The sequence below is a fragment of the Microbacterium sp. BG28 genome (assembly GCF_034044005.1).
GTDB lineage: Bacteria > Actinomycetota > Actinomycetes > Actinomycetales > Microbacteriaceae > Microbacterium.
The window spans coordinates 856,869-880,819 of the sequence record NZ_JAXCHA010000002.1 but is presented as its reverse complement, the minus strand read 5'-3'; the positions used below and the strand labels follow the sequence as shown (position 1 = coordinate 880,819).

At 69.2% G+C, this 23,951-nt stretch carries 19 protein-coding genes and 1 tRNA gene; 16 read left to right on the top strand and 4 right to left on the bottom strand.

Annotation, left to right across the window (positions count from 1 at the left end):
* Positions 1 to 3 precede the first annotated feature (3 nt).
* From nadD to SK224_RS10095, 11 genes are all read left to right on the top strand, one after another.
* Positions 4 to 600 (top strand): nicotinate-nucleotide adenylyltransferase, encoded by a 597-nt coding sequence (gene nadD / locus SK224_RS10145; RefSeq protein WP_234073027.1) that lies wholly within the window; start codon positions 4 to 6, stop codon positions 598 to 600.
* On the top strand, positions 597 to 1,553 hold the full coding sequence (locus tag SK224_RS10140) for a hypothetical protein (RefSeq protein ID WP_320434559.1): 957 nt from the start codon (positions 597 to 599) through the stop codon (positions 1,551 to 1,553). The genes nadD and SK224_RS10140 overlap by 4 nt, the downstream gene beginning before the upstream one ends.
* Entirely contained in the window at positions 1,550 to 1,927 is a 378-nt protein-coding gene (gene rsfS / locus SK224_RS10135) for a ribosome silencing factor (protein ID WP_137416807.1), read from the top strand. The genes SK224_RS10140 and rsfS overlap by 4 nt, the downstream gene beginning before the upstream one ends.
* A gap of 67 nt (positions 1,928 to 1,994) precedes the next feature.
* Positions 1,995 to 2,067: transfer RNA gene (locus tag SK224_RS10130), tRNA-Ala, on the top strand.
* 225 nt (positions 2,068 to 2,292) lie between these two features.
* Entirely contained in the window at positions 2,293 to 5,199 is a 2,907-nt protein-coding gene (locus SK224_RS10125) for a glycoside hydrolase family 3 protein (protein ID WP_320434558.1), read from the top strand.
* Between the two features lie 97 nt (positions 5,200 to 5,296).
* The gene (locus tag SK224_RS10120) at positions 5,297 to 7,711 is read left to right on the top strand and encodes a glycoside hydrolase family 3 C-terminal domain-containing protein (protein WP_320434557.1); all 2,415 of its coding nucleotides are present in this window, start codon (positions 5,297 to 5,299) and stop codon (positions 7,709 to 7,711) included.
* Positions 7,708 to 8,343 (top strand): hypothetical protein, encoded by a 636-nt coding sequence (locus tag SK224_RS10115; protein ID WP_320434556.1) that lies wholly within the window; start codon positions 7,708 to 7,710, stop codon positions 8,341 to 8,343. The genes SK224_RS10120 and SK224_RS10115 overlap by 4 nt, the downstream gene beginning before the upstream one ends.
* Positions 8,340 to 9,380 carry a glycosyltransferase family A protein gene (locus SK224_RS10110; RefSeq protein ID WP_320434555.1) on the top strand — a complete coding sequence of 347 codons (1,041 nt, stop codon included), beginning with the start codon at positions 8,340 to 8,342 and terminating at the stop codon, positions 9,378 to 9,380. The genes SK224_RS10115 and SK224_RS10110 overlap by 4 nt, the downstream gene beginning before the upstream one ends.
* 141 nt (positions 9,381 to 9,521) lie before the next feature.
* Positions 9,522 to 10,553, top strand: a complete 1,032-nt coding sequence (locus tag SK224_RS10105; RefSeq protein WP_320434554.1) for a glycosyltransferase family A protein — start codon at positions 9,522 to 9,524, stop codon at positions 10,551 to 10,553.
* A 25-nt stretch (positions 10,554 to 10,578) separates the two neighbouring features.
* Entirely contained in the window at positions 10,579 to 11,301 is a 723-nt protein-coding gene (locus SK224_RS10100) for a LytTR family DNA-binding domain-containing protein (RefSeq protein WP_320434553.1), read from the top strand.
* Entirely contained in the window at positions 11,298 to 12,605 is a 1,308-nt protein-coding gene (locus SK224_RS10095; RefSeq protein WP_320434552.1) for an ATP-binding protein, read from the top strand. The genes SK224_RS10100 and SK224_RS10095 overlap by 4 nt, the downstream gene beginning before the upstream one ends.
* A gap of 10 nt (positions 12,606 to 12,615) precedes the next feature.
* Here SK224_RS10095 and SK224_RS10090 read toward each other — a convergent pair whose 3' ends face one another.
* The 4 genes from SK224_RS10090 to SK224_RS10075 are packed head-to-tail and all read right to left on the bottom strand — an operon-like array spanning position 12,616 to position 15,941.
* Positions 12,616 to 13,506 (bottom strand): 3-methyladenine DNA glycosylase, encoded by an 891-nt coding sequence (locus SK224_RS10090; protein ID WP_320434551.1) that lies wholly within the window; start codon positions 13,504 to 13,506, stop codon positions 12,616 to 12,618.
* Complete coding sequence (locus tag SK224_RS10085) at positions 13,503 to 14,210, bottom strand: SOS response-associated peptidase (RefSeq protein ID WP_320434550.1); 708 nt, start codon at positions 14,208 to 14,210, stop codon at positions 13,503 to 13,505. The genes SK224_RS10090 and SK224_RS10085 overlap by 4 nt, the downstream gene beginning before the upstream one ends.
* A gap of 5 nt (positions 14,211 to 14,215) precedes the next feature.
* On the bottom strand, positions 14,216 to 15,256 hold the full coding sequence (locus tag SK224_RS10080; protein WP_320434549.1) for an App1 family protein: 1,041 nt from the start codon (positions 15,254 to 15,256) through the stop codon (positions 14,216 to 14,218).
* 4 nt (positions 15,257 to 15,260) lie between these two features.
* A complete protein-coding gene (locus SK224_RS10075) occupies positions 15,261 to 15,941 on the bottom strand; it encodes a DedA family protein (protein ID WP_320434548.1) in 681 nt (226 codons plus the stop codon).
* Between the two features lie 42 nt (positions 15,942 to 15,983).
* On the opposite strand from SK224_RS10075, the gene SK224_RS10070 reads away from it, so the two are divergent.
* The 5 genes from SK224_RS10070 to holA all read left to right on the top strand — a co-directional run bounded on the left by SK224_RS10070 (position 15,984) and on the right by holA (position 23,945).
* Positions 15,984 to 17,267: an anthranilate synthase component I family protein gene (locus SK224_RS10070; protein WP_320434547.1), complete on the top strand. Its 1,284-nt coding sequence runs from the start codon at positions 15,984 to 15,986 to the stop codon at positions 17,265 to 17,267.
* Positions 17,268 to 17,330: 63 nt separating this feature from the next.
* Positions 17,331 to 19,919, top strand: a complete 2,589-nt coding sequence (gene leuS / locus SK224_RS10065; RefSeq protein ID WP_320434546.1) for a leucine--tRNA ligase — start codon at positions 17,331 to 17,333, stop codon at positions 19,917 to 19,919.
* Between the two features lie 95 nt (positions 19,920 to 20,014).
* Complete coding sequence (locus SK224_RS10060; RefSeq protein ID WP_320434545.1) at positions 20,015 to 20,602, top strand: ComEA family DNA-binding protein; 588 nt, start codon at positions 20,015 to 20,017, stop codon at positions 20,600 to 20,602.
* Complete coding sequence (locus SK224_RS10055) at positions 20,602 to 23,004, top strand: ComEC/Rec2 family competence protein (RefSeq protein ID WP_320434544.1); 2,403 nt, start codon at positions 20,602 to 20,604, stop codon at positions 23,002 to 23,004. The genes SK224_RS10060 and SK224_RS10055 overlap by 1 nt, the downstream gene beginning before the upstream one ends.
* Positions 22,920 to 23,945 (top strand): DNA polymerase III subunit delta, encoded by a 1,026-nt coding sequence (gene holA / locus SK224_RS10050; RefSeq protein WP_320434543.1) that lies wholly within the window; start codon positions 22,920 to 22,922, stop codon positions 23,943 to 23,945. The genes SK224_RS10055 and holA overlap by 85 nt, the downstream gene beginning before the upstream one ends.
* Positions 23,946 to 23,951 lie beyond the last annotated feature (6 nt).

Sequence of the window (23,951 nt, the reverse complement as noted above, 5' to 3'; positions counted from 1 at the left end):
CAGATGAGTGCAGGTCGAGCGCCGCGCATCGGGGTGATGGGCGGCACCTTCGACCCGGTTCATCACGGACACCTTGTCGCGGCGAGCGAAGTCGCCGCATCCTTCGACCTCGACGAGGTCATCTTCGTCCCCACGGGCGAGCCATGGCAGAAGTCGCAGGTCACCGAGAGCGAGCATCGCTATCTCATGACGGTGATCGCGACCGCCTCGAACCCCGACTTCAGCGTGAGCAGGGTCGACATCGACCGCTCCGGGCCGACGTACACGATCGACACCCTCCGGGACCTGCAGGCGCAGCGTCCCGATGCCGAGCTCTTCTTCATCACGGGTGCCGACGCCGTGGCGCAGATTCTCAGCTGGAGGGACCATGATGAACTGTGGGACCTCGCCCATTTCGTGGCGGTCTCCCGGCCCGGGCACCCGTTATCGGCGGCTGGTCTGCCGAGCAAGAACGTGAGTCTGCTCGAGATCCCGGCCCTGGCCATCTCTTCGACGGACTGTCGGAACCGCGTGCACAACGGACAACCGGTGTGGTACCTCGTTCCGGACGGAGTCGTCCAGTACATTGCGAAGCACCACCTCTACCGGAGTAAGGCATGAGCAACCCTGACCAGCCCAGCACTCCGCCGCTGACCCGGCGCCAGATGCGCGACCTGCGCAACACCGGATCGACCCCGATCCAGAACCCGCAGGACGCTCCCGCGAGCGAACCCGAGCCGAAGCCGGAGCCGGCCGCCCCGCTTCCGCGCGCCGCCGCGCCGGCCGTCGTCCCGCCCGCCCCCCGCGCGGATGCCAGCGTCGACCTGGGCGTCTCGCCTCTCACCCGCCGTCAGGCGCGTGAGCAGGAGCGCATCCGCACCGCGTCGGTGCCGGTCATCACCCCCGACACCGCCGCGCAGGCACAGGCGCCGACCGTGAAGCCTGCCGACGAGGACTCGTCGGCTCCGGAGACCGGCGGCATGACGGCGCTGTTCACCCCCAGCGCGGATGAGCGGCCGGCCGACGAGACTCCGCTGGCCACGGCCGAGGCGGCCCTTGCGGACGAGCCCGCGCCCGTGGTGTCGCCGCAGCTCGGCTCCGCGCTGCTCGAAGGCGGTGTCCCCGACGTCGCGCTCCCTCCGTCCTTCGACCACCTTCTGACGCGGGAGGGCTCGACGGGCAGCATCGCGACGCCGAATGCCCTGATCCTCTCGCAGACGCCGTCGGCGGACGCGTTCACATCGCCCATCGCAGCGACCGGAGAGGTGCTCATCACCGGCACCTTCGCGTTGCCGGAGGGGCTCGGTTCGCGTGGACACGCGCCCGGGACCACCGACGGCAAGGAAGCCGACGCGGTTCTGGTGGACGGCGAACTGCCGCCCGCTTCTTCTCCCACTCCCATCGCGGCCAGCGCCGCGATCAGCACCATCAAGAGCGCGGACGAGATCATCCGTCCGCCGGCGCCCGAAAAGGGCAGTCGCCTCATGCTCGTGCTCGCCATCACTGCCGGTGCGCTTGCGCTCGCGCTGGTCGGCGTGCTGGTGTTCGCCGTATCGACAGGACTCTTCTCATGACCCTCACCGACGCATCCGTCGAGGTGCTGCAGATCGCTGCGCGCGCGGCCGACGCGAAGGGCGGCGAGGACCTCGTGGCTCTCGACGTCTCGGAGCCGCTGCCCCTCGTCGACATCTTTCTGCTCGTCACGGGGCGCAACGAGCGCAACGTGGCAGCGATCGCCGACGAGATCGAGGAGCAGCTGCTCGAGCACGGCGTCAAGCGTCTGCGCCGTGAGGGCCGCGAGGAGTCACGCTGGATCCTGCTCGACTTCGGCGACCTCGTCGTGCACGTCTTCCACGAGCAGGAGCGGGTGTTCTACGGCCTCGAGCGCCTGTGGAAGGACTGCCCGACCGTGCCCATCGACCTGCCGGTGCCGACGCGCCCGGAGTGACCGGGCTGATTTCGCTCACGACTCATCCGTGTTGTAAGCTGAATGAGTTGCCCGGACGGGTGACAGAGGGCCTGTGGCGCAGCTGGTAGCGCACCTGCATGGCATGCAGGGGGTCAGGGGTTCGAGTCCCCTCAGGTCCACCCTCAAGATGTGAAGGCCTCCGCGATGCGGGGGCCTTCCGTCGTCTTCCGCGCTCATCGACAGCCTCACGGTCCGGGTAGCGGACAGTTCGTGCGCCGAAAGCGACAGGTTGTGCGTGAGCGCGATGCGGGCTGTGCCGAGCGCGTGAAATAGGACTCGGCACCGGTGCGCTGACGCCCGGGCCGTCCTCCGATGACGGAGGTCTGCACACAGAGGAGAACACAGTGAGTTCAACGACGGCTCGGAAGCCGATGTCGAACAAGAGGTTCCTCGCGATCTGGATCCCGATCGTCGCCGTGGTGGCAATCATCGCCATCGGTGCGAACATCGCGATCGGGATGTATCGAGGAGCCATCGAGTCGTACATGGGCGCGGGAACCTACGCGATCAGCAACACGGCGGACGGCGACAAGCTTGACACCGAGTACTACACGGCCGACTACGCGACGAATGAAGAGGCCAAGAGCGCGTCGTCCGAACTCGTGGAGGAGATCGCGGGTGAGGGTATGACCCTCGTCAAGAACAACGGGACTCTGCCGTTGGCGGCCGGTGCCGTCACGCTGCTGGGCCGCGGCGCAGCCGACCCTGTCTACGGCGGCTCCGGTTCCGGAACGGCGGACACCCGCACCGCTGTGAACATCAAGGCCGGCATCGAGAACGGCGGCTTCACGGTCAACGGGACGGTCTACGACCAGCTCGCGGGGTTCGCCGAGGCGAACCCCGCGGCGGAGGGCGGCCGGACGAACATCGTCATGGACAAGCCCGAGGAGTCGAACTACAACATCGGTGAGATGCCGGTCGCCGACTATTCGCAGGCCTCGCGCGACAGCTTCGCGGAGTTCCCGGACGCCGCGATCGTCGTCATCGGCCGTGCCGGGGGCGAAGGCGGAGATCTCGCCACCAACATGGAGAAGTGGGACGAGCGCGCAGAGCCCGGTCAGCACCAGCTCGAGCTCAACGCAGATGAGAAGGACCTGCTCGAACTCGCCAAGAGCCAGTTCGAGAACGTCATCGTGGTCGTGAACGCATCGACGTCCATGGAGCTCGGTCCTCTCCAGGACGACGAGGGCATCGACGGCATCATCCTGGCAGGCTCTCCTGGAGTCAACGGATTCAACGCGCTGGGGCCGATCCTGAGCGGCGACATCAACCCCTCGGGGCGCACGGTCGACGTGTTCTCGCGCGACTTCACCGCTGATCCGACCTTCGTCAACTTCGGCGACTTCGCCTACACGAACGTCGACGACGCCTACTTCGTCGACTACGAAGAGGGCATCTACGTCGGCTACCGCTATTACGAGACCGCGGCTGTCGAAGGCTTCATCGACTATGACCAGGCCGTCGTCTATCCGTTCGGCTACGGGCTCAGCTACACGAGCTTCGACAAGGCGATCACCGGACAGCGCCTCGGCGATGTGGACGGCGACATCTCCGTCGACGTCAGCGTCACGAACACCGGCGCGGTCGCAGGCAAGGATGTCGTGCAGCTCTACTACACGGCGCCCTACACGCCGGGCGGGGTCGAGAAGTCCTCCGTCGTGCTCGGAGCGTTCGCGAAGACGAGCCTGCTCGAGCCCGGCGCGTCGGAGACGGTGACCCTCACCGTTCCCGTCGAGGAGATGGCGTCCTACGACAGCACCGGCGACGGGGCGTACGTGCTCGACGCCGGCGTCTACGAGATCAAGGTCCAGAACGACTCGCACACGGTCGCCGCGGGCACTGCTCCGATCACGTACACGGTCGACGAGAAGGTCACTTACACCGAGGGGCGCGCGAGCGACGAGACGGCGGCGACCAACCACTTCGAGGATGTCACCGCGGCCTTCTCCGAGGGCAAGGTGACTGCGCTGTCCCGTGCGGACTTCGCCGGGACGTTCCCGAAGGCGCCCGAAGGAGCCGACTTCGAGGGGAGTGAGGCGACGATCGCCGACTTCGCTCCGTACGATGCCGCCGCGGCCGCTGCGACAGACACGGACTCCGAGACGCCCGTCTGGGGCGCAGATGGCAACGTCTCACTCGTCGACATGCGCGGACTCGCGTACGACGACCCGAAGTGGGACGCCCTGCTTGACCAGCTCACGCTGGACGAGGTCGTCGACATGCTCACCTCGGGTGCGTACAACACGGCCGGTCTCCCGGACATCGGCAAGATCCGAACGAACGACCTCGACGGTCCTGCCGGATTCAGCTCGTTCATCAACCCCGATCTGTGGACCGGAACGGCCTTCCCGTCCGAGTACCTGCTCGGACAGACGTGGAACGTCGAACTCGCCAACGCGATGGGTGTCGCGATCGGCAACGAAGCGCTCACGATGGGGGCCAACGGCTGGTACGCACCTGCCGCGAACCTGCATCGCTCTCCGTTCGCCGGCCGCAACTTCGAGTACTACTCCGAGGACCCGGTGCTGTCCGGGGCTCTGGCCACGGCTGCTGTGGACGGCGCGCTCACGAAGGGCGTCTACTCGTTCACGAAGCACTTCGCGATGAACGACCAAGAGACGAACCGCGTCAACGGCAACGGCATCGCGACGTGGGCGACCGAGCAGACGATCCGTGAGATCTATCTGAAGCCCTTCGAGATGATCGCCAAGAACGCCAGCGGCGAGCTGTCGTACTACGACGCCGACGGCACGAAGCAGACCGCCGAGATCGGTGCCACCGCCATGATGAGCTCGTTCAACCGCATCGGCGGCACGTGGGCCGGTGGCTCCGCGGCGCTCATGCACGACGTGCTGCGCGGCGAGTGGGGCTTCACGGGCTTCGTGATCACCGACTTCAACCTCTATCCCTACATGTATGTCGATGAGGCGTGGGCCGCTCGCGGCACCGACCACATGCTGACCTTCGCGGGGATGAAGACGGTCGAAGACACGGAGAGTGCCTTCGCGCAGTCCAACATCCGCTACGCCGCCCACAACCTGCTGTACACCGTTGCGAACTCCAACGCGGTGAACGGGATGGCTCCGGGAGCGACGCTGACGTACCAGCCCGCATCGTGGGAGATCTGGATCACGGTCGGCACCGTCGTGCTGGCACTGCTGGTGGCCGCGGGAGTGGTGTGGATCATCGTCCGCGTCCGCCGTCATCGCAATCGCCCGGTGACGGTCAACGACGAGCTCGCTTCGTCCTGACACGGCACGTTCGGGGCCGGGCCGCCGCGCCCGGCCCCGAACAGCGATTGTCCTCCCGCGCTCGACGCGCGACGCGAACGACCAAGAAAGACCCATTGTGAAAGACACCCCCTCGCTCGTGGCGAGTCTCTCGCTGCTCGAGAAAGCGGCCCTGCTGAGCGGCGCCAACACGTGGCAGACGCGAGCGATCGAACGCGTCGCGCTGCCGCCGGTGTGGCTGGCTGACGGCCCTCACGGTGTGCGCAAGCAGGTCGGTTCCGCCGACCACCTCGGCATCAACGGCTCGGAACCCGCCACCTGCTTCCCGACCGCCGCCACGATCGCCGGCAGCTGGGACGACGAGCTGGCCGAGCAGATCGGTGCGGCTCTCGGCCGCGAAGCATCCTCGCAGGGCGTCGGCGTCCTGCTCGGACCGGGCCTCAACATCAAGCGCAGCCCCCTCGGAGGCCGCAGCTTCGAGTACTTCTCCGAGGATCCCGAACTGGCAGGCCGCCTGGCCGCCGCCTATGTGCGTGGCATCCAGTCCGAAGGCGTCGCCGCCACCCCCAAGCACTTCGCGGTCAACAGCCAGGAGCTGCGCCGCATGGTCAGCGACTCCGTCGTCGACGAGCGCACGCTGCGCGAGATCTACCTGACCGCTTTCGAGATCGTCGTCCGCGACGCGGCCCCCTGGGCGATCATGTCCTCGTACAACCTCGTCAACGGCGTCTACGCCCACGAGAACGCGCACCTGCTGACCGAGATCCTGCGCGACGAGTGGGGCTTCGACGGTGCGGTGATCTCCGATTGGGGCGGCTCCAACGACGCGGTCGCCGCGGTCGCCGCCGGCGCCGCACTGGAGATGCCCTCGCCGGGCTTCGACTCCGCGCGCGAGATCGTGGCTGCGGTGGAGTCCGGCCGGCTCGCGGTGGCAGACCTCGACGCCCGCGTCGCGGAGCTGATCGACCTGGTGCGAAGCGTGACGGCGCGCGCGGCCGCGATCATCGATCTTCCCGCGCATCACGCGCTCGCTCGCCGGGCCGCCGCAGAGTCCACCGTGCTGCTGCGCAATGAAGGCGACCTGCTGCCGCTCGCGGCCGGCACCACGGTGGCCCTCGTCGGTGCGTTCGCCACCGCGCCCCGTTACCAGGGCGCCGGATCCTCGCTGGTGAACCCCACCATGCTGCCGACACTCGCCGACGTCCTGCCGGACTCGACCCTCGACGTCGTGGGCGTCGCGGAAGGGTTCCGCCGCGATGGCCGCGCAGACCAGGCGTTGCGTGCGGAGGCCCTGACGCTCGCCGGACGTGCGGATGTCGTGGTGCTGAGCCTCGGGCTCCCCGAGATCGCCGAGTCGGAGGGGATGGACCGCGCGACGCTGGATCTGCCACGAGAGCAGGTTCGCCTGCTGCGCGACGTGCACCGAGTGAACCCGCGGACGGTCGTGCTGATCAGCGCCGGAGGCGTGGTCTCAACGCCGTGGGCGACGGATGCGGCCGCGCTGCTGCACACCTACCTCGGGGGCCAGGCAGGAGCCGAGGCCGTCATGGATGTGCTCACCGGCACGGTCGACCCGGGCGGGCGGCTGGCAGAGACGATGCCTCGAGCTCTCGAGGACACCCCCACGGCCGACACGTTCCCGAGCTCTGCTCGCACCGCGGAGTATCGCGAAGGACCGTTCGTCGGCTACCGGCACTATGACACGGCCGGCATTCCTGTCGCCTTCCCGTTCGGCTACGGCTTGAGTTACACGAGGTTCGCCTACGCGGATCTCGCGGTGGATGCCGACGGCGCCGAGGTCACGGTCACGAACACCGGCTCCCGTGCCGGGAGCGACGTGGTCCAGATGTATGTCGGACGCGTCGGAGACAGCGCCCTGGCGCGTCCTCGTCGCGAGCTGAAGGGCTACGCGAAGGTGCGGCTGGAGCCGGGGGAGTCGCGCCGCGTCGCACTTGCGTTCGGTGACCGCACGTTCCGCGTCTTCGACGCCGCGACCAACACCTGGGTCGTCGAGCGCGGCACGTACGAGATCGCGGTCGGCGCACACGTGGGCGCACTGGATCTCATAGCGACCGTCGAGCGCGACGGTGTGGCGCTCGCGCCCTCGCCTCGTACCGGTGTCGCTCCGACAGATGCGGAGTTCGCTGTGCTTCTGGGGCGTGAGATCCCCGACCCGCAGTGGCCGAACGGACCGCTCGGGGAGAACGACCCGATGGATCGTCTCGCCGAGTCGCGCAGCCCCCTCGGCCGACTCGGATTCCGCATCCTCGACGGCCGGCGTCGCAAAGCAGACGCGGCCGGCACCCCCGACCTGAACGTGCTGTTCCTGCTGAACGGCCCGTTCCGGGTCATCTCCAAGATGAGCGGCGGGCTCGCCACCCGCCGGCTCACCGGAGCCGTGCTGACGCTGGTGAACGGGCAGACGCTGCGTGGCCTCGGGCGTGTGATCGTCGCCTACTTCGGCGGTCGACGCGATGAGAAGGCGACGAAGAAGGCGTTCGACGCCGCCGCAGGGAACAGGAGCGCACGATGATCACCGCCATCTCGAAGTGGTGGGGTCGATTCCAGACCTCACGTCCGGAACTGTCGAAGTTCATCATGTTCCTGCTGCTGTCCAACGGCGTCACTGTGCTGCAGCTGGCGCTCATGCCGATTTTCCGGTGGGCTTTCGCGAGCTTCACGGGACTCACGGACGTCGGCTTCCAGGTGCTCCCCGTCGGTTCGAACGTCGACGGCAGCCAGTACTACATGTTCGACTACGCGGCGGGCGCGCTGCCCGCCGGCGGCGGCGGGCTGGCGTACTTCCTGGCGGTGCAGATCACGTTGCTGATCGCGCAGGTCATCAACTTCTTCCTGCAGCGCAACATCACGTTCAAGTCCAACACCTCCGTGTGGGTCGCGGCCGGCTGGTACACGGTGGCCTATGTGGCGATCACCTTCATCGCCGCCGCCGCGCAGGGCTTCTACAAGGCGCCCATCTACGACTTCTTCATGGTGACCCTCGGATGGGGCTCGAGCGGATCGGTCGTGGCGGACGTGCTGACGATGATCATCAACGCGGCCATCTCGTTCTGGGTGTTCTATCCGATCTTCAAGGTGATCTTCCGCCAGGTGCCGACCGAGGTCGAGGTGGTGGCGGAGCCCGGCGACAAGGTCGAGCGATGACGCACCGCCCGCAGGTCGGGCCGGCACTGTCCATCGTGGTTCCGGCCTTCAACGCCGAGGGCTACCTGGGGCGCGCCCTGTCGGAGCTCGACGCGGTCGCCGGCGTCGAGGTGATCGTCGTCGACGACGGCTCGACGGATGCCACCGGGTTGCTCGCGGATGAGTGGGCCGCGCGGCGGCCCGCATCCCGGCGGGTGATCCACCAGCCCAACCGCGGGCACGGCGGTGCCATCACGACGGGGCTGTCCGACGCGTGCGGCAGGTTCGTGAAGATCCTGGATGCGGACGACTGGCTCGACATCGCCTCGCTCGCCACCCTGGTGCGCGAGCTCGTCGCTCTCGAGGATGCGGATGTGGACGCGGTCTTCACGGACTTCGTGCATGAACGGGTCGGCAAATCCGCGCGGCCGGCTCGTTTCGACTCGGTGTTCCCCTCCGACGGCGTGTTCGAGTGGGCGGACACGGAACGGTTCGGACGCCGTCAGGTGCTGATGATGCACGCCATCGTGTACCGGACGGAACTGGTGCGCGCGAGCGGACTGCGCCTGCCCGAGCACACCTTCTACGTCGACAACCTCTACGTCGTGACGCCGTTGGCGAGGGTGCGCCGGATGCGGTACCTGCCGATCCCGCTCTATCGCTACCACGTGGGCCGGCCCGGGCAGTCGGTTGCGCCGGAGGTCATGGTGCGGAGGGTGGAGCAGCAGCTGCGGGTGAACAGGCTGGCTCTCGCCGCGCTTCCCTCCCCGCACGCGGTCGCTCGCGGTGAGGTGCCGGCGCAGCTGTACCGGGCCCTTCTGCACCACGTGGAGGGGGTGTGCGCGGTCACGAGCGCGACCCTGGCCCGTGCCGGGACCGCGGGCCACCTCGTCGAGCGCGACCGCTTCTGGCGAGAGGTGCGCGCGGAGAACCCCTGGCTGTACACGCGGATGCGACGCAGCCTTCTCGGAGCGGTGAGCAACCTCCCCGGCCAGGCCGGGCGCCGCGCGACGAGTCTCGCCTACGACTGGGCTCGTCGCGTCGTCGGGTTCAGCTGAGACGAGTCGAGGTTTCCGCACGTGAACGGCGTCCCGTCTACGATCGAGGTGGAGACCGGTCGACCCCGCGACCGGCTCGTCATCATCGCCGTGCGTGCAGCCTCCTATCGCCGCGCGCGGCGCCGGACGGAGGGTGCCCCGGTGTCATCGCCCCTGCTGACGGTGGCCGTGCCCGCCTACAACTGCGCAGAGTTCCTCGGTCGCGCTCTCGCCGCGCTCTGTGCGAGCGACGCGCGCGTCGAGGTGGTCATCGTGAATGACGGCTCGACGGACGCCACCGGGTTGCTCGCCGCGTCATATGCGCATACCCACCCCGACCGGATCCGCGTGGTGAACCAGGCAAACGGCGGGCACGGAGCGGCGATCGACGCCGGTGTCGCCCACGCGCGCGGTCGCTACCTCAAGGTGCTCGACGCCGACGATTGGCTGTCGTCCGCCGCTCTCGCTCGAGTGCTCGACGTTCTCGAACGGCTGGAGGAGACCGGGGGAGTCGATGCGTTCCTCACCGACTTCGTGCACGATCGCGTCGGCAAGCCTTCGCGCGCGACGCGTTTCGACACCGTCTTCCCGGTCGATCGCGTCTTCGGTTGGGAAGACACGCAGCGCTTCGCGCGTCGGCAGTACCTCATGATGCACGCGGTCATCTACCGCACAGCTCTGCTGCGGGAGGTGGGTCTGCACCTCCCGCGTCACACGTTCTACGTCGACAGCCTGTACGTCCTGCGTCCGCTCGCACGCGTGCGCCGCATGTACTACCTGCCTGTTCCGCTGTACCACTACTACATCGGTCGTGCCGGCCAATCGGTCGCTCCGGAGGTCATGCTGGCTCGTGTCGATCAGCAGCTGCGGGTGAACCGGCTCGCGCTCGAGACCCTGCCGAGCGTCGAGGACGTGCGTGCCGGACGGGTCCCGCCACAGCTCTACGCCGCGCAGCTGCATTACGTCCGCGCGCTGTGCGCCACCGTGAGCGCCACACTCGCGCTCGGCGGCACTGCACAGCACCTCGCGGTGCGCCGAGCCTTCTGGCGGGAGGTCAAGCGCGACCGTCCCCGCATCCACGGTCATCTGCGGCGAAGCCTCGTGTGCGCGGGAAGCAACCTGCCGGGATACGCGGGACGGCACGTGACGCGGGCCGCGTACCACCTCGCCCGCCGCTACGTCGGCTTCAGTTGAGAACAGACCAGGAAGGAGACAGAGCATGATCCGCATCGGCGTCGTCGAAGACGATCCGGCCAGCATCGACCGCCTGCTGTCGCACCTGGACCGGTTCCAGCGTGAGCACGGCGATCGCTTCCACATCGGGGCGTTCCGCGACGGACGCGACATCATCGAGGACTACCGCCCCGACTGGGACATCCTGCTGCTGGACATCCAGATGGCGCGTGTGGACGGTATGACGGCCGCGCGACGCATCCGCGAGGTCGACAGCGAAGTGCTCATCGTCTTCGTGACCGCATCCCCGCAGTACGCGGTCAGCGGTTACGAGGTGGATGCGCTGAGCTATCTGCTCAAGCCCGTCTCCTACCCTGTCTTCGCCCAGGAGCTCGGCCGCTGTCTCGTGCGTCTGCGCAGGCGCGAACGCCGGCAGATGCTGTTCACCGCGGCCGACGGCGACAGGCACCGCCTCGACATCGCCGACGTCCTTTACCTGGAGAGCGCCAAGCACAACGTCCTGATCCACACGCTGGACGGCGACTACACCGTGGCGACGTCGCTGAAGGCGATGGAGGGAGACCTGGAGGGCGAGGACTTCTTCCGCTGCAACAGCGGCTACCTCGTGAACCTCCGCCACGTGACCGGGGTGGAGGGCAACGACTGCCGCATCCGAGGTGGGGTGCGGCTGCAGGTCAGCCGGCCGCGCAAGAAGGACTTCCTCGCCGCCCTGGCCGGCTACATCGGCACGCGCGGGATCACGGCATGAACGAGTTGTACGTCGCGGACATCCCTCGCAGCTTCACCGCCATCGCGGAGTGGGGTGCCTGTTTCGTCTTCGTGCTGATCGTCGCGCGGCGGGCCGGTTGGTGGATCACGGCGGCGGCGTCCGCCGTGGGGCTGCTCGCGCTGCTCGCGGTGCAGGAAGCAGCGGGGCGCCTCTCGCTCGCGTTATGGATCCCCGGGATGCTGGCCGCCGTGCTGGTGATGTTCGCGATGCTGTACACGACGCTGCGGGTCTCGCCGGTGACCGCGGGCTACCTCACCGCGCGGGCGTTCGTGCTGGCGGAGCTCACCGCATCCATCCACTGGCAGCTCGACCGCTTCTACCTGGATGCGCCTGCCGAGGTGAAGGCCACGATGATGGTGGTGGTCTACGGCGGGATGCTGGGGCTCGCCTGGCTCGCCGAGCGGCGTCACCTGGTGCGGGGCGAGGTCTTCGAGGTGGGCTACGCCGATCTCGTCGCCGCGCTCTCGATCGCGACCGCCACGTTCATCATCTCGAACCTCAGCTTCGTGACCACCGCGACGCCGTTCAGCGGCCGCATCGGTCACGAGATCCTCTACATCCGCACGCTCGTCGATCTCTGCGGCTACATCGCGCTCTACGTGCAGCACGAGGTGCGCCGTGGTTTCCAGGCGCGCCGCGAGGCCGACGCGATGGCCAGGCTGCTGACCAGCCAGCACCAGCAGTACGAGATGTCGCGCCGCACGATCGACGAGGTCAACCGCAAGTACCACGACATGAAGCACCACCTCGATGCGATCCGCGCCGAGCAGGATCCGCAGTCGCGCCTGCGCATCCTCGACGATCTGGAGACGTCGATCCGCGACTACGCGACGCAGGTGCGCACGGGCAACGACGTGCTCGACGCTGTGCTGACAGCCAAGCTCATGTACGCCAGAGAACAGAGCATCCACGTCGCCACCGTCGCCGACGGGCGGCTGTTGGCGCGGTTGCGGCCGCTGGACATCACCGCGATCGCGGGCAACGCCCTCGACAACGCCTTCGAAGCCACCGCGCGGCTTCCCGAGTCGCAGCGGATGGTGAAGTTCTCCCTCTTCGCGCACGACGACTTCGTGATGCTACGGGTGGAGAACACGTTCGACGGGCACCTGCGTCGGCGCGACGGTCGCATCCTCACGCGCAAGGTCGGCGACGGGCACGGGTACGGGCTGCGCAACATCGAGGCGGCGGCGGAGACCTACGGCGGGTCGGTGTCGGTCGACGGCGGCGCCGAGTGGTTCTCGCTCCGGGTGCTGCTTCCCCGGGACGTCGCCGCCGTGCGCTGAGCCGGCCCGTTCAAGCGGCCAACGCCCAGCGGACGTGGGCCAGCAGCTGCTCGCGCAGCGGCTCGGCCCGGCGCGTGAACGCCCTCTGCTCGGCGACGTAGACGGCCTTGCCCTCCGCCGTCTCCACAGTGACGGGCTCGTAGCCCCAGTCGCGCAGATCATACGGCGAGGCCCGCATGTCCAGCGTCCGGATGTCGCGGGCGAGCTCGAACGTGTCGAGCAGGGTGACGCCGGGCACGAGCGGACCGAGCTTGACCGCCCACTTGTAGAGGTCCATGCCCGCGTGCAGGCAGCCCGGTTGCTCATGGGCGGCCTGGGTGCCGCGCGCGAGCAGCGCACGATTGCGGGACACCGCATCGTCGGTGAAGAAGCGGAAGGCGTCGTAGTGCGTGCACCTCAGCTCGTGAGACTCGACCACGGCGTCCGTGCCCGCCGATCCCAGCCGCAGCGGCACAGCGTGGCGGGACGTCGGGGAGTGATAGAGCATGGCCCACTCGTGCATCCCGAAGCAGCCGTACTGCGCGCTGCGCCCGCGGGTGGATTCCAGGATCGCGGTGACACCGGTTAGCAGCAACCGCTTCTCGGCAGCGAAGGCGCGTGCATCGACACGCACGGAGTCGTTCTCTCCGCGCACATACCAGCGCCAGCCGGCACGAGCCTCGTGCCCCGCATCCGCCAGCGCGTACGACGTACCCGGATGCCAGCGACGCAGGAGCGCGGGCTTGTAGCCGTAGTAGGTGAACAGGAAATCCTCGACCGGATGGGTCCGGCCCCGAGCGGCTCGGGCGCGACGTCCGGCGGTGAGCGCATCGGCCCGCTCGGTGTGACTGCGCTCGCGGGACTTCCAGTCGTCGCGGGTGAGAACGCACTCCGATGCGCGAAGGGGCGTCGCGGCGCTCACGCGGGTTCGATCAGCGCGGGCGAGTCGTTGTGCACGTTGCCGACGGCGGAGGAGACGACCCGGGTGTCGAGGGTCTGGGCGAGCTCGGGAGCCGCGTCGATCGCGGCATCCAGGATGTCGCCGACGTTCTCCGTGTCGGTGTCGAGCCACGCATCGGCGAAGTCGGCGTCGAGGAACAGGGGCATCCGGTCGTGGATCGAACCGAGAGCGCCGATCGCGTCGCGGGTGAGGATGGTGAAGCTCAGCAGCCAGCGGTCGGGGTCGTCATCGCCCTTGCTCGGGTCCTTCCACCACTCGTACAGCCCCGCGAGGAACAATGGCGAGTCGTCGGCCGGGTGGATGAAGTGCGGCTCTTTGCCGTCGGCGAGCTGCTTCCACTCGTAGTAGCCGGTCGTCGGGATGACGGCACGGCGCTTGATGAGAGCACCGCGGAACATGGGCTTGTCCTCGAGCTCCTCCGCGCGGGCGTTGAAGGCGCGGGCACCGATCTTCGGATCCTTCGCCCACGCGGGAACCAGACCCCATCTCGCGGGCTCGAGTCGCCGCGTCGGCGGTTCGGTCTTGGCGGAGTCGAGCACGATGGCCGCCGTGCTCATCGGGGCGATGTTGTACGACGGCGCGGGGAGCGAGGGGTTGATCGTGTCGACGCGGAGAACGCCGACGAGCTCCGACGCGACGTTGGCGACGACGAACCGACCACACATGCGGGTCAGCCTACGCCGGGGCGTACGACACCGGCCTCTTCCAGCCGGTCGAGCAGTTCTGCTCCGTCGTCGCCGCTGACCCATGGCACGCTGGCGGCGGAGTGGTCGTTGACGGCCGTGCGGCCACCGGCGAGCACGGCCTCGGCCGGGGTCAGGCGGCGGATGGCGACCGCGGCGACGTTGCCGGGATGCGCGCCGGCGAACTCGGTGTAGATCGCATCGTCGGCCTGTCCGTCGTCTCCGATCAGGAGCCAGCGGATGTCCGGGAACTCCTGCGCCAGCCGGTTGAGGTTGGTCGACTTGTGGGCGGGCCCGCTGCGGAACCACCGGTCGTGGGTCGGCCCCCAGTCGGTCAGCAGCATGGCGCCTGGAGGGAACAGATGGCGGCGTAGGAAACGGGTGAGCGTCGGCGCGACGTTCCACGAGCCCGTGGAGAGGTAGACGAGGGGAGCACCGGGATTCTCGCGCGTCACGCGCTCGAGCAGCACCGACATTCCCGGCACCGGCTGCCGCGCGTGCTCATTGAGGACGAAGGAGTTCCAAGCGGCGAGCATCGGACGGGGGATGGCGGTGACCATCACCGTGTCGTCGATGTCGCTCACGACACCGAACCTGGCGCCGTCGGAGACGATGAACACGCGCAAGGTGGTGATCTGACCGCCCTCGACCTGCGCCGTGAGTGTCTGCCACCCGGGCTCCAGACTCACCGGGAGCACCACATCCACGACACCCCCGCGGTCGGCGACGACGTCATGCGTCTCTCCGCCCACAGTGACCCGCACCTGACCGTACGCGACCGGGATCGCGGCGAAGCTGCGCCATCCGCGGATCCCCGCGTACTCACCCTTGTCTCGGCCGACGGGAGGGATCACGACGCGTGCGAGCACCCGCACCCAGCGCTGCGAACCGTAGCCGGGAAAGGCGGCCACCGACGGCGTGCGCCCGCGACGACGGGCGCCCCGTTCACGCCACGCGTGAAATCGGCGCTCGAGTCGGGCGATCCAGAGGATCTTGTCGGAACGGGTCGGACGACGGGATTCGGCCACGCCCTCAGTCTTCCACGTCCGTCGCGCGGGGCTCCGGGGTGGACGCGGGCTCGGCCATGTGCCGACGCTCGATCCGTTCGATGATCTTCTTGCCGATGAACACGAGCACGACGAACACCACCATGATGGCGACGAAGATGTAGCCCGCGTAGTGGATGCGCTCTGACAGCTCGCGGTACGTGCCCGCCGCGGCCGCCGCGACACCGATGTAGAGGCTCGCCCAGATGATGCATGCGGGGGCAGTCCAGGCGAGGAACCGACGGTAGGGGAAGCGCGCCATGCCGACCGTCAACGGCACGAGCGAGTGAAGCACGGGCAGGAAGCGGGACAGGAAGATGGCGGGCCCGCCCCGACGTTCCAGGTAGCGCTCCGACCTGGCCCAGTTCTCCTCGCCGATGCGGCGTCCGAGGCGCGACCGGCGCAGCCACGGCCCCAGATAACGGCCCAGGACATATCCGAGTGTCTCGCCCAGCAGCGACCCGAGCACGACGGCAGCGCCGAGGAGAACGCCTTCCAGGGGGGTGGCGACGGCGGTTCCCGCGACGATCACGATCGTGTCGCCCGGAACGATGAGCCCCACCAGGACACTCGTCTCGAGCATGATGGCGACGCCGGCGAGAATGACGCGCAGCACCGGATCCACCTCGCGCACGGCGTCGAGAATCGCGGTGAGCAGATCGTTCACGCCGTCGAGCCTAGAGGCTCGCGGTATCGCTAGCCTGGGAGCGTGCCCGCTGCTCCTGTCCGCGTGCACGGCGCGAAAGATCCCGCAGCCGTCCACGCACTCTTCGCCGAGAGCGACCACACGTTCTGGCTCGATGCAGGCCCCGGTGCCCGCGCCGGCTACAGCTGGATCGGATGCGGCATCCCCGTCGACGGCGCAGAAGTCCGAGCGGTGCAGGTCGTCGCGGACGATGCCGCGCCGCATCCCGCCGGGCCGTTCCGGAGCGGCTGGGTGGGATGGCTCTCGTATGAGAGCGGTGCGGATGCGGCGGGCGCCCCGGTCGCCGCCGACGATATGCCGCGCGAGAACTGGATGAGGGTGCGCACGCTGGTGACCTTCGATCACGCCGCCGGCGCGACGTGGATCAGCGGGGAGGATGCTGAAACATGGGCGGAACGCATCGTGTCGGCGTCTCCGGCTGCTCCGGCTGCGGTGCCCGATCGAGGCGCGGCGATCGCGCGGGTCGATGCGCTCCGCTACGCCGAGGACATCCGTACCGCCATCGCGGCGATCGGTCGCGGGGACGCATACCTGCTGTGCCTCACGACGCGCTTCGACGTGACCGGCGAGGTCGATGCGCTCGGCGCCTATGCGGCGCTGCGATCGGACACCCCCTCGCATCACGGACTCCTGCTCCGAAGCGGCGGGATCGCGCTGGCGGGTGCGAGTCCGGAGCGCTTCCTGCACGCGCGCGACGGACGCGTCAGCACGCATCCGATCAAAGGCACGCGTCCGCGCGGGGCCACCCCCGAGGCGGACGCCGCCCTCGCCGCCGAGCTCGCGGCCGACCCGAAGGAGCGCGCCGAGAACGTCATGATCGTCGACCTCATGCGCAACGACCTGGCGCGCGTGTGCGACCCGGCGACGGTGAGCGTCGACCGTCTTCTGGAAGTCGAGACGTATCCGCGCGTGCATCAGCTCGTCAGCTCTGTCAGCGGGGTGCCGCATCCGGGCGTGACGCTGGGCGAGATGCTGGGGGCCGTCTTTCCCGCGGGCAGCATGACGGGTGCGCCGAAACTGTCGGCGATGACGCTGCTGCACGACATCGAAGGGGCTCCCCGGGGCGCCTTCTCCGGCTGTGCCGGCTGGGTGGGAGATGACGGTGCGTTCGATCTGGCGATGACGATCCGCACCCTCGTCGTGCACCCCGGGGGTGCGTACGTGGGCGCGGGCGGCGGGATCACTTGGTCCTCGGACGTCGCCGCCGAGGTCGCGGAGGTCGCGCTCAAGGCGACGGCGCCGCTGCGGGCCGCGGGGGCGAGGCTCCCGGCCGACTGGGGTGGTTAGGGGTCGGGTATCCTGAAATTTGCGCCTTGCGCACCTTCCCGACACTCCACGATTGGTCCCTCTGTGTCTACGACCTCGACCGACACCGCAGGCGCGTCCGCCGACGGCGGCTTCGACGCCCACGCCATCCAGGACAAGTGGCAGCAGCGCTGGGCGGAGAGCGATCCGTTCCGCGCCGGCGGCGAGAACGACACGCGCCCGCGCAAGTACGTGCTCGCAATGTTCCCGTACCCTTCCGGCGACCTGCACATGGGGCACGCCGAGAACTACCTCTACTCGGACATCGTGGCGCGGTTCTGGCGTCACCGCGGGTACAACGTGCTGCACCCGATCGGATGGGACTCCTTCGGCCTCCCGGCCGAGAACGCGGCCATCAAGCGCGGCGCGAACCCGGTCACCTGGACGTACGACAACATCGCCCAGCAGAAGGAGAGCCTCAAGGCCTACGGCGTGTCCTTCGACTGGAGCCGTGTCCTGCACACGAGCGACCCGGAGTACTACCGCTGGAACCAGTGGCTGTTCCAGAAGCTCTACGAGCGGGGTCTGGCGTACCGCAAGGAGAGCCCGGTCAACTGGTGCACGCACGATCAGACCGTGCTCGCCAACGAGCAGGTCATCGACGGGCACTGCGAGCGCTGCGGCGCCCTGGTCGTCAAGAAGAAGCTGACCCAGTGGTACTTCCGGATCACCGATTACGCCGACCGGCTTCTCGACGACCTCAACCAGCTCGAGGGCTTCTGGCCGCACAAGGTCATCCAGATGCAGCGCAACTGGATCGGCCGCTCGATCGGTGCCGACATCGACTTCGAGATCGAGGGGCGCGCCGAGAAGGTCACCGTCTTCTCGACGCGTCCGGACACGCTGCACGGCGCCACCTTCATGGTGGTCGCGCCTGACTCCGATCTGGCCGCGGAGCTCGCCGCCGGCGCCGGCCCGGAAGCGCGTGAGCGTTTCCAGACGTATCTGTCGCAGGTGCAGCAGGCGACGGATGTGGAGCGCCAGAACGCCGACCGCCCGAAGACGGGCGTGTTCCTCGACCGTTACGCGATCAACCCGATCAACGGGGAGCGCCTGCCGATCTGGGCGGCCGACTACGTCCTGGCCGACTACGGTCACGGTGCGGTCATGGCCGTGCCCGCGCACGACCAGCGCGACCTCGACTTCGCGCGTGCGTTCGATCTGCCGGTGAAGATCGTCGTCGACACGACGGCTCCCATCACGGGTGCCGTGCCAGTCATCGAGCTGGACGCCGACGGCAACCCGATCGACCCGTTCGAGGGCGCCGACACCCTCGACGACATCGACCCGGTGCGCACCGGTGTCGCGCTCAGCGGAGACGGTCGCCTCATCAACTCGGGCAGCCTCAACGGTCTCAGCAAGCGCAACGCGATCGCGCGCGCGATCGAGGAGCTGACGGCGGCGGGGACGGGCCGCGCGGCCAAGACCTATCGCCTGCGCGACTGGCTGATCTCGCGTCAGCGGTTCTGGGGCACCCCCATCCCGATGCTGCACGGAGACGACGGCCGTATCGTTCCGGTACCGGACGACCAGCTGCCGGTGCGTCTTCCCGACCCGGAGGGGCTCAATCTGCTGCCGCAGGGCACCTCGCCACTGGGAGGCGCGACCGAGTGGGTGCAGGCGAGTGATCCGGAGACCGGCGAGCCCATGCGTCGCGACCCCGACACGATGGACACCTTCGTCGACAGCTCCTGGTACTACCTGCGCTTCCTGTCGCCGGGCGACCCCGACGCCGCCTTCTCGGGCCGTGAGGCCTCCAAGTGGGCGCCGGTGGACTTCTACATCGGCGGCGTCGAGCACGCGATCCTGCACCTGCTGTATGCCCGGTTCATCGTCAAGGCCCTCTACGACATGGGCTACGTCGACTTCACCGAGCCGTTCTCCAGCCTGATCAACCAGGGCATGGTCATCCTCGACGGCGCGAAGATGTCCAAGAGCAAGGGCAACCTCGTGCTGTTCCAGGACGAGCTCGACGCCCACGGTGCCGACGCGCTGCGCGTCGGGCTGGCGTTCGCCGGTCCCGTGGAGGACGACAAGGACTGGAAGGACGTCTCGACGACCGGCGCGACGAAGTTCCTCGCGCGTGCGCTGCGCATCGCCGGGGAGGTCTCCAGCCCCACGGATGCGGTGTGGGCCGAGGGCGATGTGGCGCTTCGTCGCGTCACGCACAGGCTGTGGGCCGACGCGCCCTCTCTCATCGAGCAGACGAAGTTCAACGTCGTCGTCGCGCGCCTCATGGAGCTCGTCAACGCCACGCGCAAGACGATCGACTCCGGTACGGGCGCAGCGGACCCGGCTGTTCGTGAGGCCGCCGAGGCCACCGCGATGATCCTCGACCTGTTCGCGCCGCACACGGCGGAGGAGATGTGGTCCCAGTTGGGCTACGAGCCCTCGGTCGGCCTCGCATCCTGGCGTCAGGCGGACGGCACCCTGCTGGTGGAGGACACCGTCACCGCCGTCGTCCAGATCGATGGCAAGGTGCGCGCGACGCTGGAGGTGTCGGCCAAGATCGGCGGCGAGGAGCTCGAGCGACTCGCCCGTGAGGACGTCCGGGTGCAGCGTGCGCTCGGTGAGCGCGCGATCGTGCGGGCGATCGTGCGCCCGCCCAAGGTCGTGAGCTTCAGCACGCGCTGAGCGAACTGCTCTCCCCATCGGACGAACCCCCGCGGTGCATGCACACCGCGGGGGTTCTCCCGTCGGCGGCGCACGCGGGTTCCTAGCGTGGGCGTGTGAAGCCCGCATCCGATGCCGCAGGACGTGTGCGCCTGGGTGTCGGCGCCGTCATCGTGCTGGCATTGCTCGTGTTAGCCGTGACGGTCGTGGTGGGGGTTCTCCGAAGCGCGGCGGTCCCGCCGCCAGCGCCGGTGGCGACGCCCACGGCGGCAGTCGAGGACACCGAGGTCTACGTGCATGTCTCCGGCGCGGTGACGGAGCCCGGGCTCTATGTCCTTGCGTCGGGTTCGCGGGTGGCCGACGCGATCTCGGCGGCCGGCGGGTTCGGTGAGAACGCCGACACCGCCGCGGTGAACCTCGCCCGGCCACTCAGTGATGGCGAGCAGCTCGTCGTGCTGGAGCTGGGGCAGGCGCCCCCAGCTGGCGCGGCCGGGGGCGAGAGCGGCGGCGGCGGTCCGATCAACCTCAATACCGCTGGGGTGGAACAACTCGATGAGCTGCCGCGCGTCGGACCGGCCATCGCGCAGCGGATCGTGGACTGGCGGGAGCAGAACGGCCGGTTCACGAGTGTGGACGATCTGCTCGGTGTGCCGGGGATCGGCGAGAAGATGCTCGCCGGGCTCCGCGATCTCGTGACGGTGTGATGGATCGGCGCGCGTGGCGGCTGGTGCCCGCTGCTGTTCTTTCCTGGGCCGTCGCCGCTCTCGCGATCACGCAGTCGACGGCGGCGCCGGTGCTGGCTCTGCTCTGCGGCGGTGGTGCAGTGGCGACTGCGCTGACGGCGGTGTTGATCGGGCGATCGGGGCGGGCGCGCATGTGGATTCTCGTGACGCTCGCCCTGCTGATGGGGGCGATGCCAGCGATGTCGGTGGCCGTGCAGGGCCCGGCCCGCGCCGCCGCGATCGAGGTGGGCGATGGCCACCAGGTCGGCGGTGAGTTCTCGATCGTCGGCAAGATCGAGACGACCTCTCTCGGCTATCGAACGGATGCGGTCACGGTGTCGGCGTCTGCCGGACGCGAGCCCTTGCCCGGCGGTGTGCCGGTGACGGTGTTGATGTCGGAGCGTCCCGACGGGGCCGAGGTCGGTGCCGTCGTGCGGATCGATGGCGGGGCCTTCGCGGCGGAGCCCGGTGATCGTTCCGTGCTCGTCGTGCGTGCCGAGCGGGTCGAACTGGTACGGCCGCCGGAAGGGGCGGCGGCCGCATCCGCGTGGCTGCGTGAACGTCTCGGCGCGTCGACCGAGGGGCTGCCCGCACCCGGCGCGGGTCTCATCCCCGGCCTGGCGGTCGGAGACACCGGGGGCGTAGATGCCGAGCTGGAGCAGCAGATGCGTGCGGCATCCCTCACCCACCTGACCGCCGTCTCTGGCGCGAACTGCGCCATCGTCGTCGGGCTCGCCTTCCTCCTCGGGGCCCGGTGCGGTCTCGGTCGCGCGGGTCGCGTGGTCGCCGGACTGTCGGCGCTCGCGGGGTTCGTCGTGCTGGTGACGCCCGAGCCCAGCGTCGTCCGCGCGGCGACGATGTCCGCGGTCGCGATGCTCGCGTTGCTGCTCGGACGCCGGGGGCGCGGACTCGCCCTGCTCGCCCTCGCCGTGTGCGTGCTGCTGGCTGCCGATCCGTGGCTGGCTCTGTCGCTGGGGTTCGCTCTGTCGGTCGCGGCGACGGGAGCACTCCTCGTGCTGGCACCGCCGCTTGCCCGGGGGCTGGGCAGGTTCCTGCCCGCGTCGCTCGCTCTCGCGCTGGCCGTCCCGCTGTCGGCGCAGCTCGTGTGCGGCCCTCTCATCGTGCTCGTCAGCCCCGGTGTCGCCGTCTACGGGGTGCCCGCGAACCTCCTCGCAGCACCCGCCGCGCCGGTCGCCACCGTGCTCGGGCTGGCAGCGTGCCTCGCGGGGCCCGTGCCCGTGCTGCAGGCGGGGCTCACCGCGCTCACGTGGCTGCCCGCGGCGTGGATCGCCGGGATCGCGGGTGTCGTAGACGCGCTGCCCGCGCGGACCCTCCCGTGGGCGGAGGGCCTGCCCGGGCTCGTCGGCCTGGTCATGGTGACGGCCGCCGGGACGGTCCTGCTGCTCCCACCGGGACGAACACGTGTCGCTCGCCTCGGCCGCGCAGTCTCGGGCGTGATGACCGCCGCCGTTGCCGCGGCAATGGCGGGGATTCTCGTGGTCGAGTCCGTCGTCGTTCCGATGACGACGCCGCAGGACTGGAGCATCGCCATGTGCGACGTCGGTCAGGGGGACGCGGTCGTGGTCCGCTCCGCCGGCGCGGTCATGCTCGTGGACACCGGTCCCGAACCCGAGGCGCTCGCCTCCTGTCTCGCGAGGTTGGGGATCACGCGGATCGACCTGTTGGTGCTCACCCACTTCGACATCGACCACGTGGGCGGGCTCGACGGCGTTCCGGCGCCCGTGGGTCTCCTACTGCACGGTCCGGCCGACGAGCGCGACACCGCACGGGTGCTCTCGGCCGGCGCGCAGGATGTCGTGGCCGCAACGGCGGGAATGGGCGGCGCGTTGGGGGCTGCGCGATGGCGGATCCTGTGGCCGTCTGCGGATGCCGTGACACCGGGTAATGACGCGAGCATCGTCGTGGAGGTCGGGGGTGGCGATGTGCCGCGCGCGCTCCTGCTCGGGGATCTCGGTGCCGACGCTCAGCGGGCGCTCCGCGCGAGCGGAGAGCTGCGCGGGCCCTACGACGTCCTCAAGGTCGCGCATCACGGCTCCGCAGATCAGGATGCGGGACTGCAGCGTCAGGTCGCTCCGTCTCTCGCGCTGATCGGCGTGGGGGCCGACAACGACTACGGGCACCCGCGAGCGGAGATCCTCGACATCCTGGCGGCTCAGGGCGCGACCGTGGCGCGCTCGGATCTGGACGGGCTCATCCTGGTGGGGATGAGCGACGGGCGTGCGACGCTGTGGCGCGAGCGGGCGGAGGCGGCGTCGGCCGCCCTCGGTAGGCTGGGGGGATGGCGACCCGAAAGCCCACCCCGACGCGCAGCGCGATCCCGCAGCAGTCGTGGCGGACCCCGGAGCCGGCGCCGATCGTTCTGATCTCGGGCCCCGAGGAGGTCTGCGCGGAGCGGGCGACCGCGAGGCTCCGCGACTACCTGCGCGCCGAAGACCCGAGCCTCGAGATCTCCGACATCGACGCCTCCGACTACACCGCCGGAACGCTTCTGGCCGTCAGTGCGCCCTCGCTGTTCGGGGAGCCGCGACTTGTCCGCATCCGCAGTGTCGAGAAGTGCTCCGATGCCTTCCTCGCGGAAGCTCTGGCCTACCTCGAGAACCCGCAGGACGGAGCGACGGTCGTGCTGCGGCACACCGGCGCGAGCGTGCGGGGCAAGAAGCTGCTCGAAGCCATCCGCGCCGGATCCGGCGCCGGAGTCGAAGTGGCGTGCCCGGCGATCAAACGCGACTCCGACCGCTACGACTTCGCCGCGAGCGAGTTCCGCGAGGCGGGCAGGCGCATCGCTCCCGCCGCACTGCGCGCCCTCGTCGGTGCGTTCTCCGACGATCTGACCGAGCTCGCTGCGGCCTGCCAGCAGCTGGTCAACGACGTCGAGGGTGACATCACGGAGCCGATCGTCGAGCGCTACTACGGCGGTCGCGTCGAGACCTCCGCCTTCACCGTCGCAGACACCGCGATCGCCGGTCGCTACGGCGAGGCGCTACTCGCACTGCGCCAGGCGCTCGACTCGGGCGCCGACCCGGTTCCGATGGTCGCGGCGATCGCGATGAAGCTGCGCACGATGGCCCGGGTGGCCGGCACGCGTGAGCCGTCGCGGCAGCTCGCGACGCGGCTGGGCATGAAGGATTGGCAGGTCGACCGGGCCCGTCGAGACCTGTCGGGATGGACCCAGGAGTCGCTGGGCCTCGCGATCCAGGCGACCGCGCGCGCCGACGCCGAGGTCAAGGGCGGCTCCCGCGACGCGGTGTTCGCGCTCGAGCGGCTCGTCACCGTCATCGCCACGCGCGCTCCTTACGCGGCCTGAGTCCCG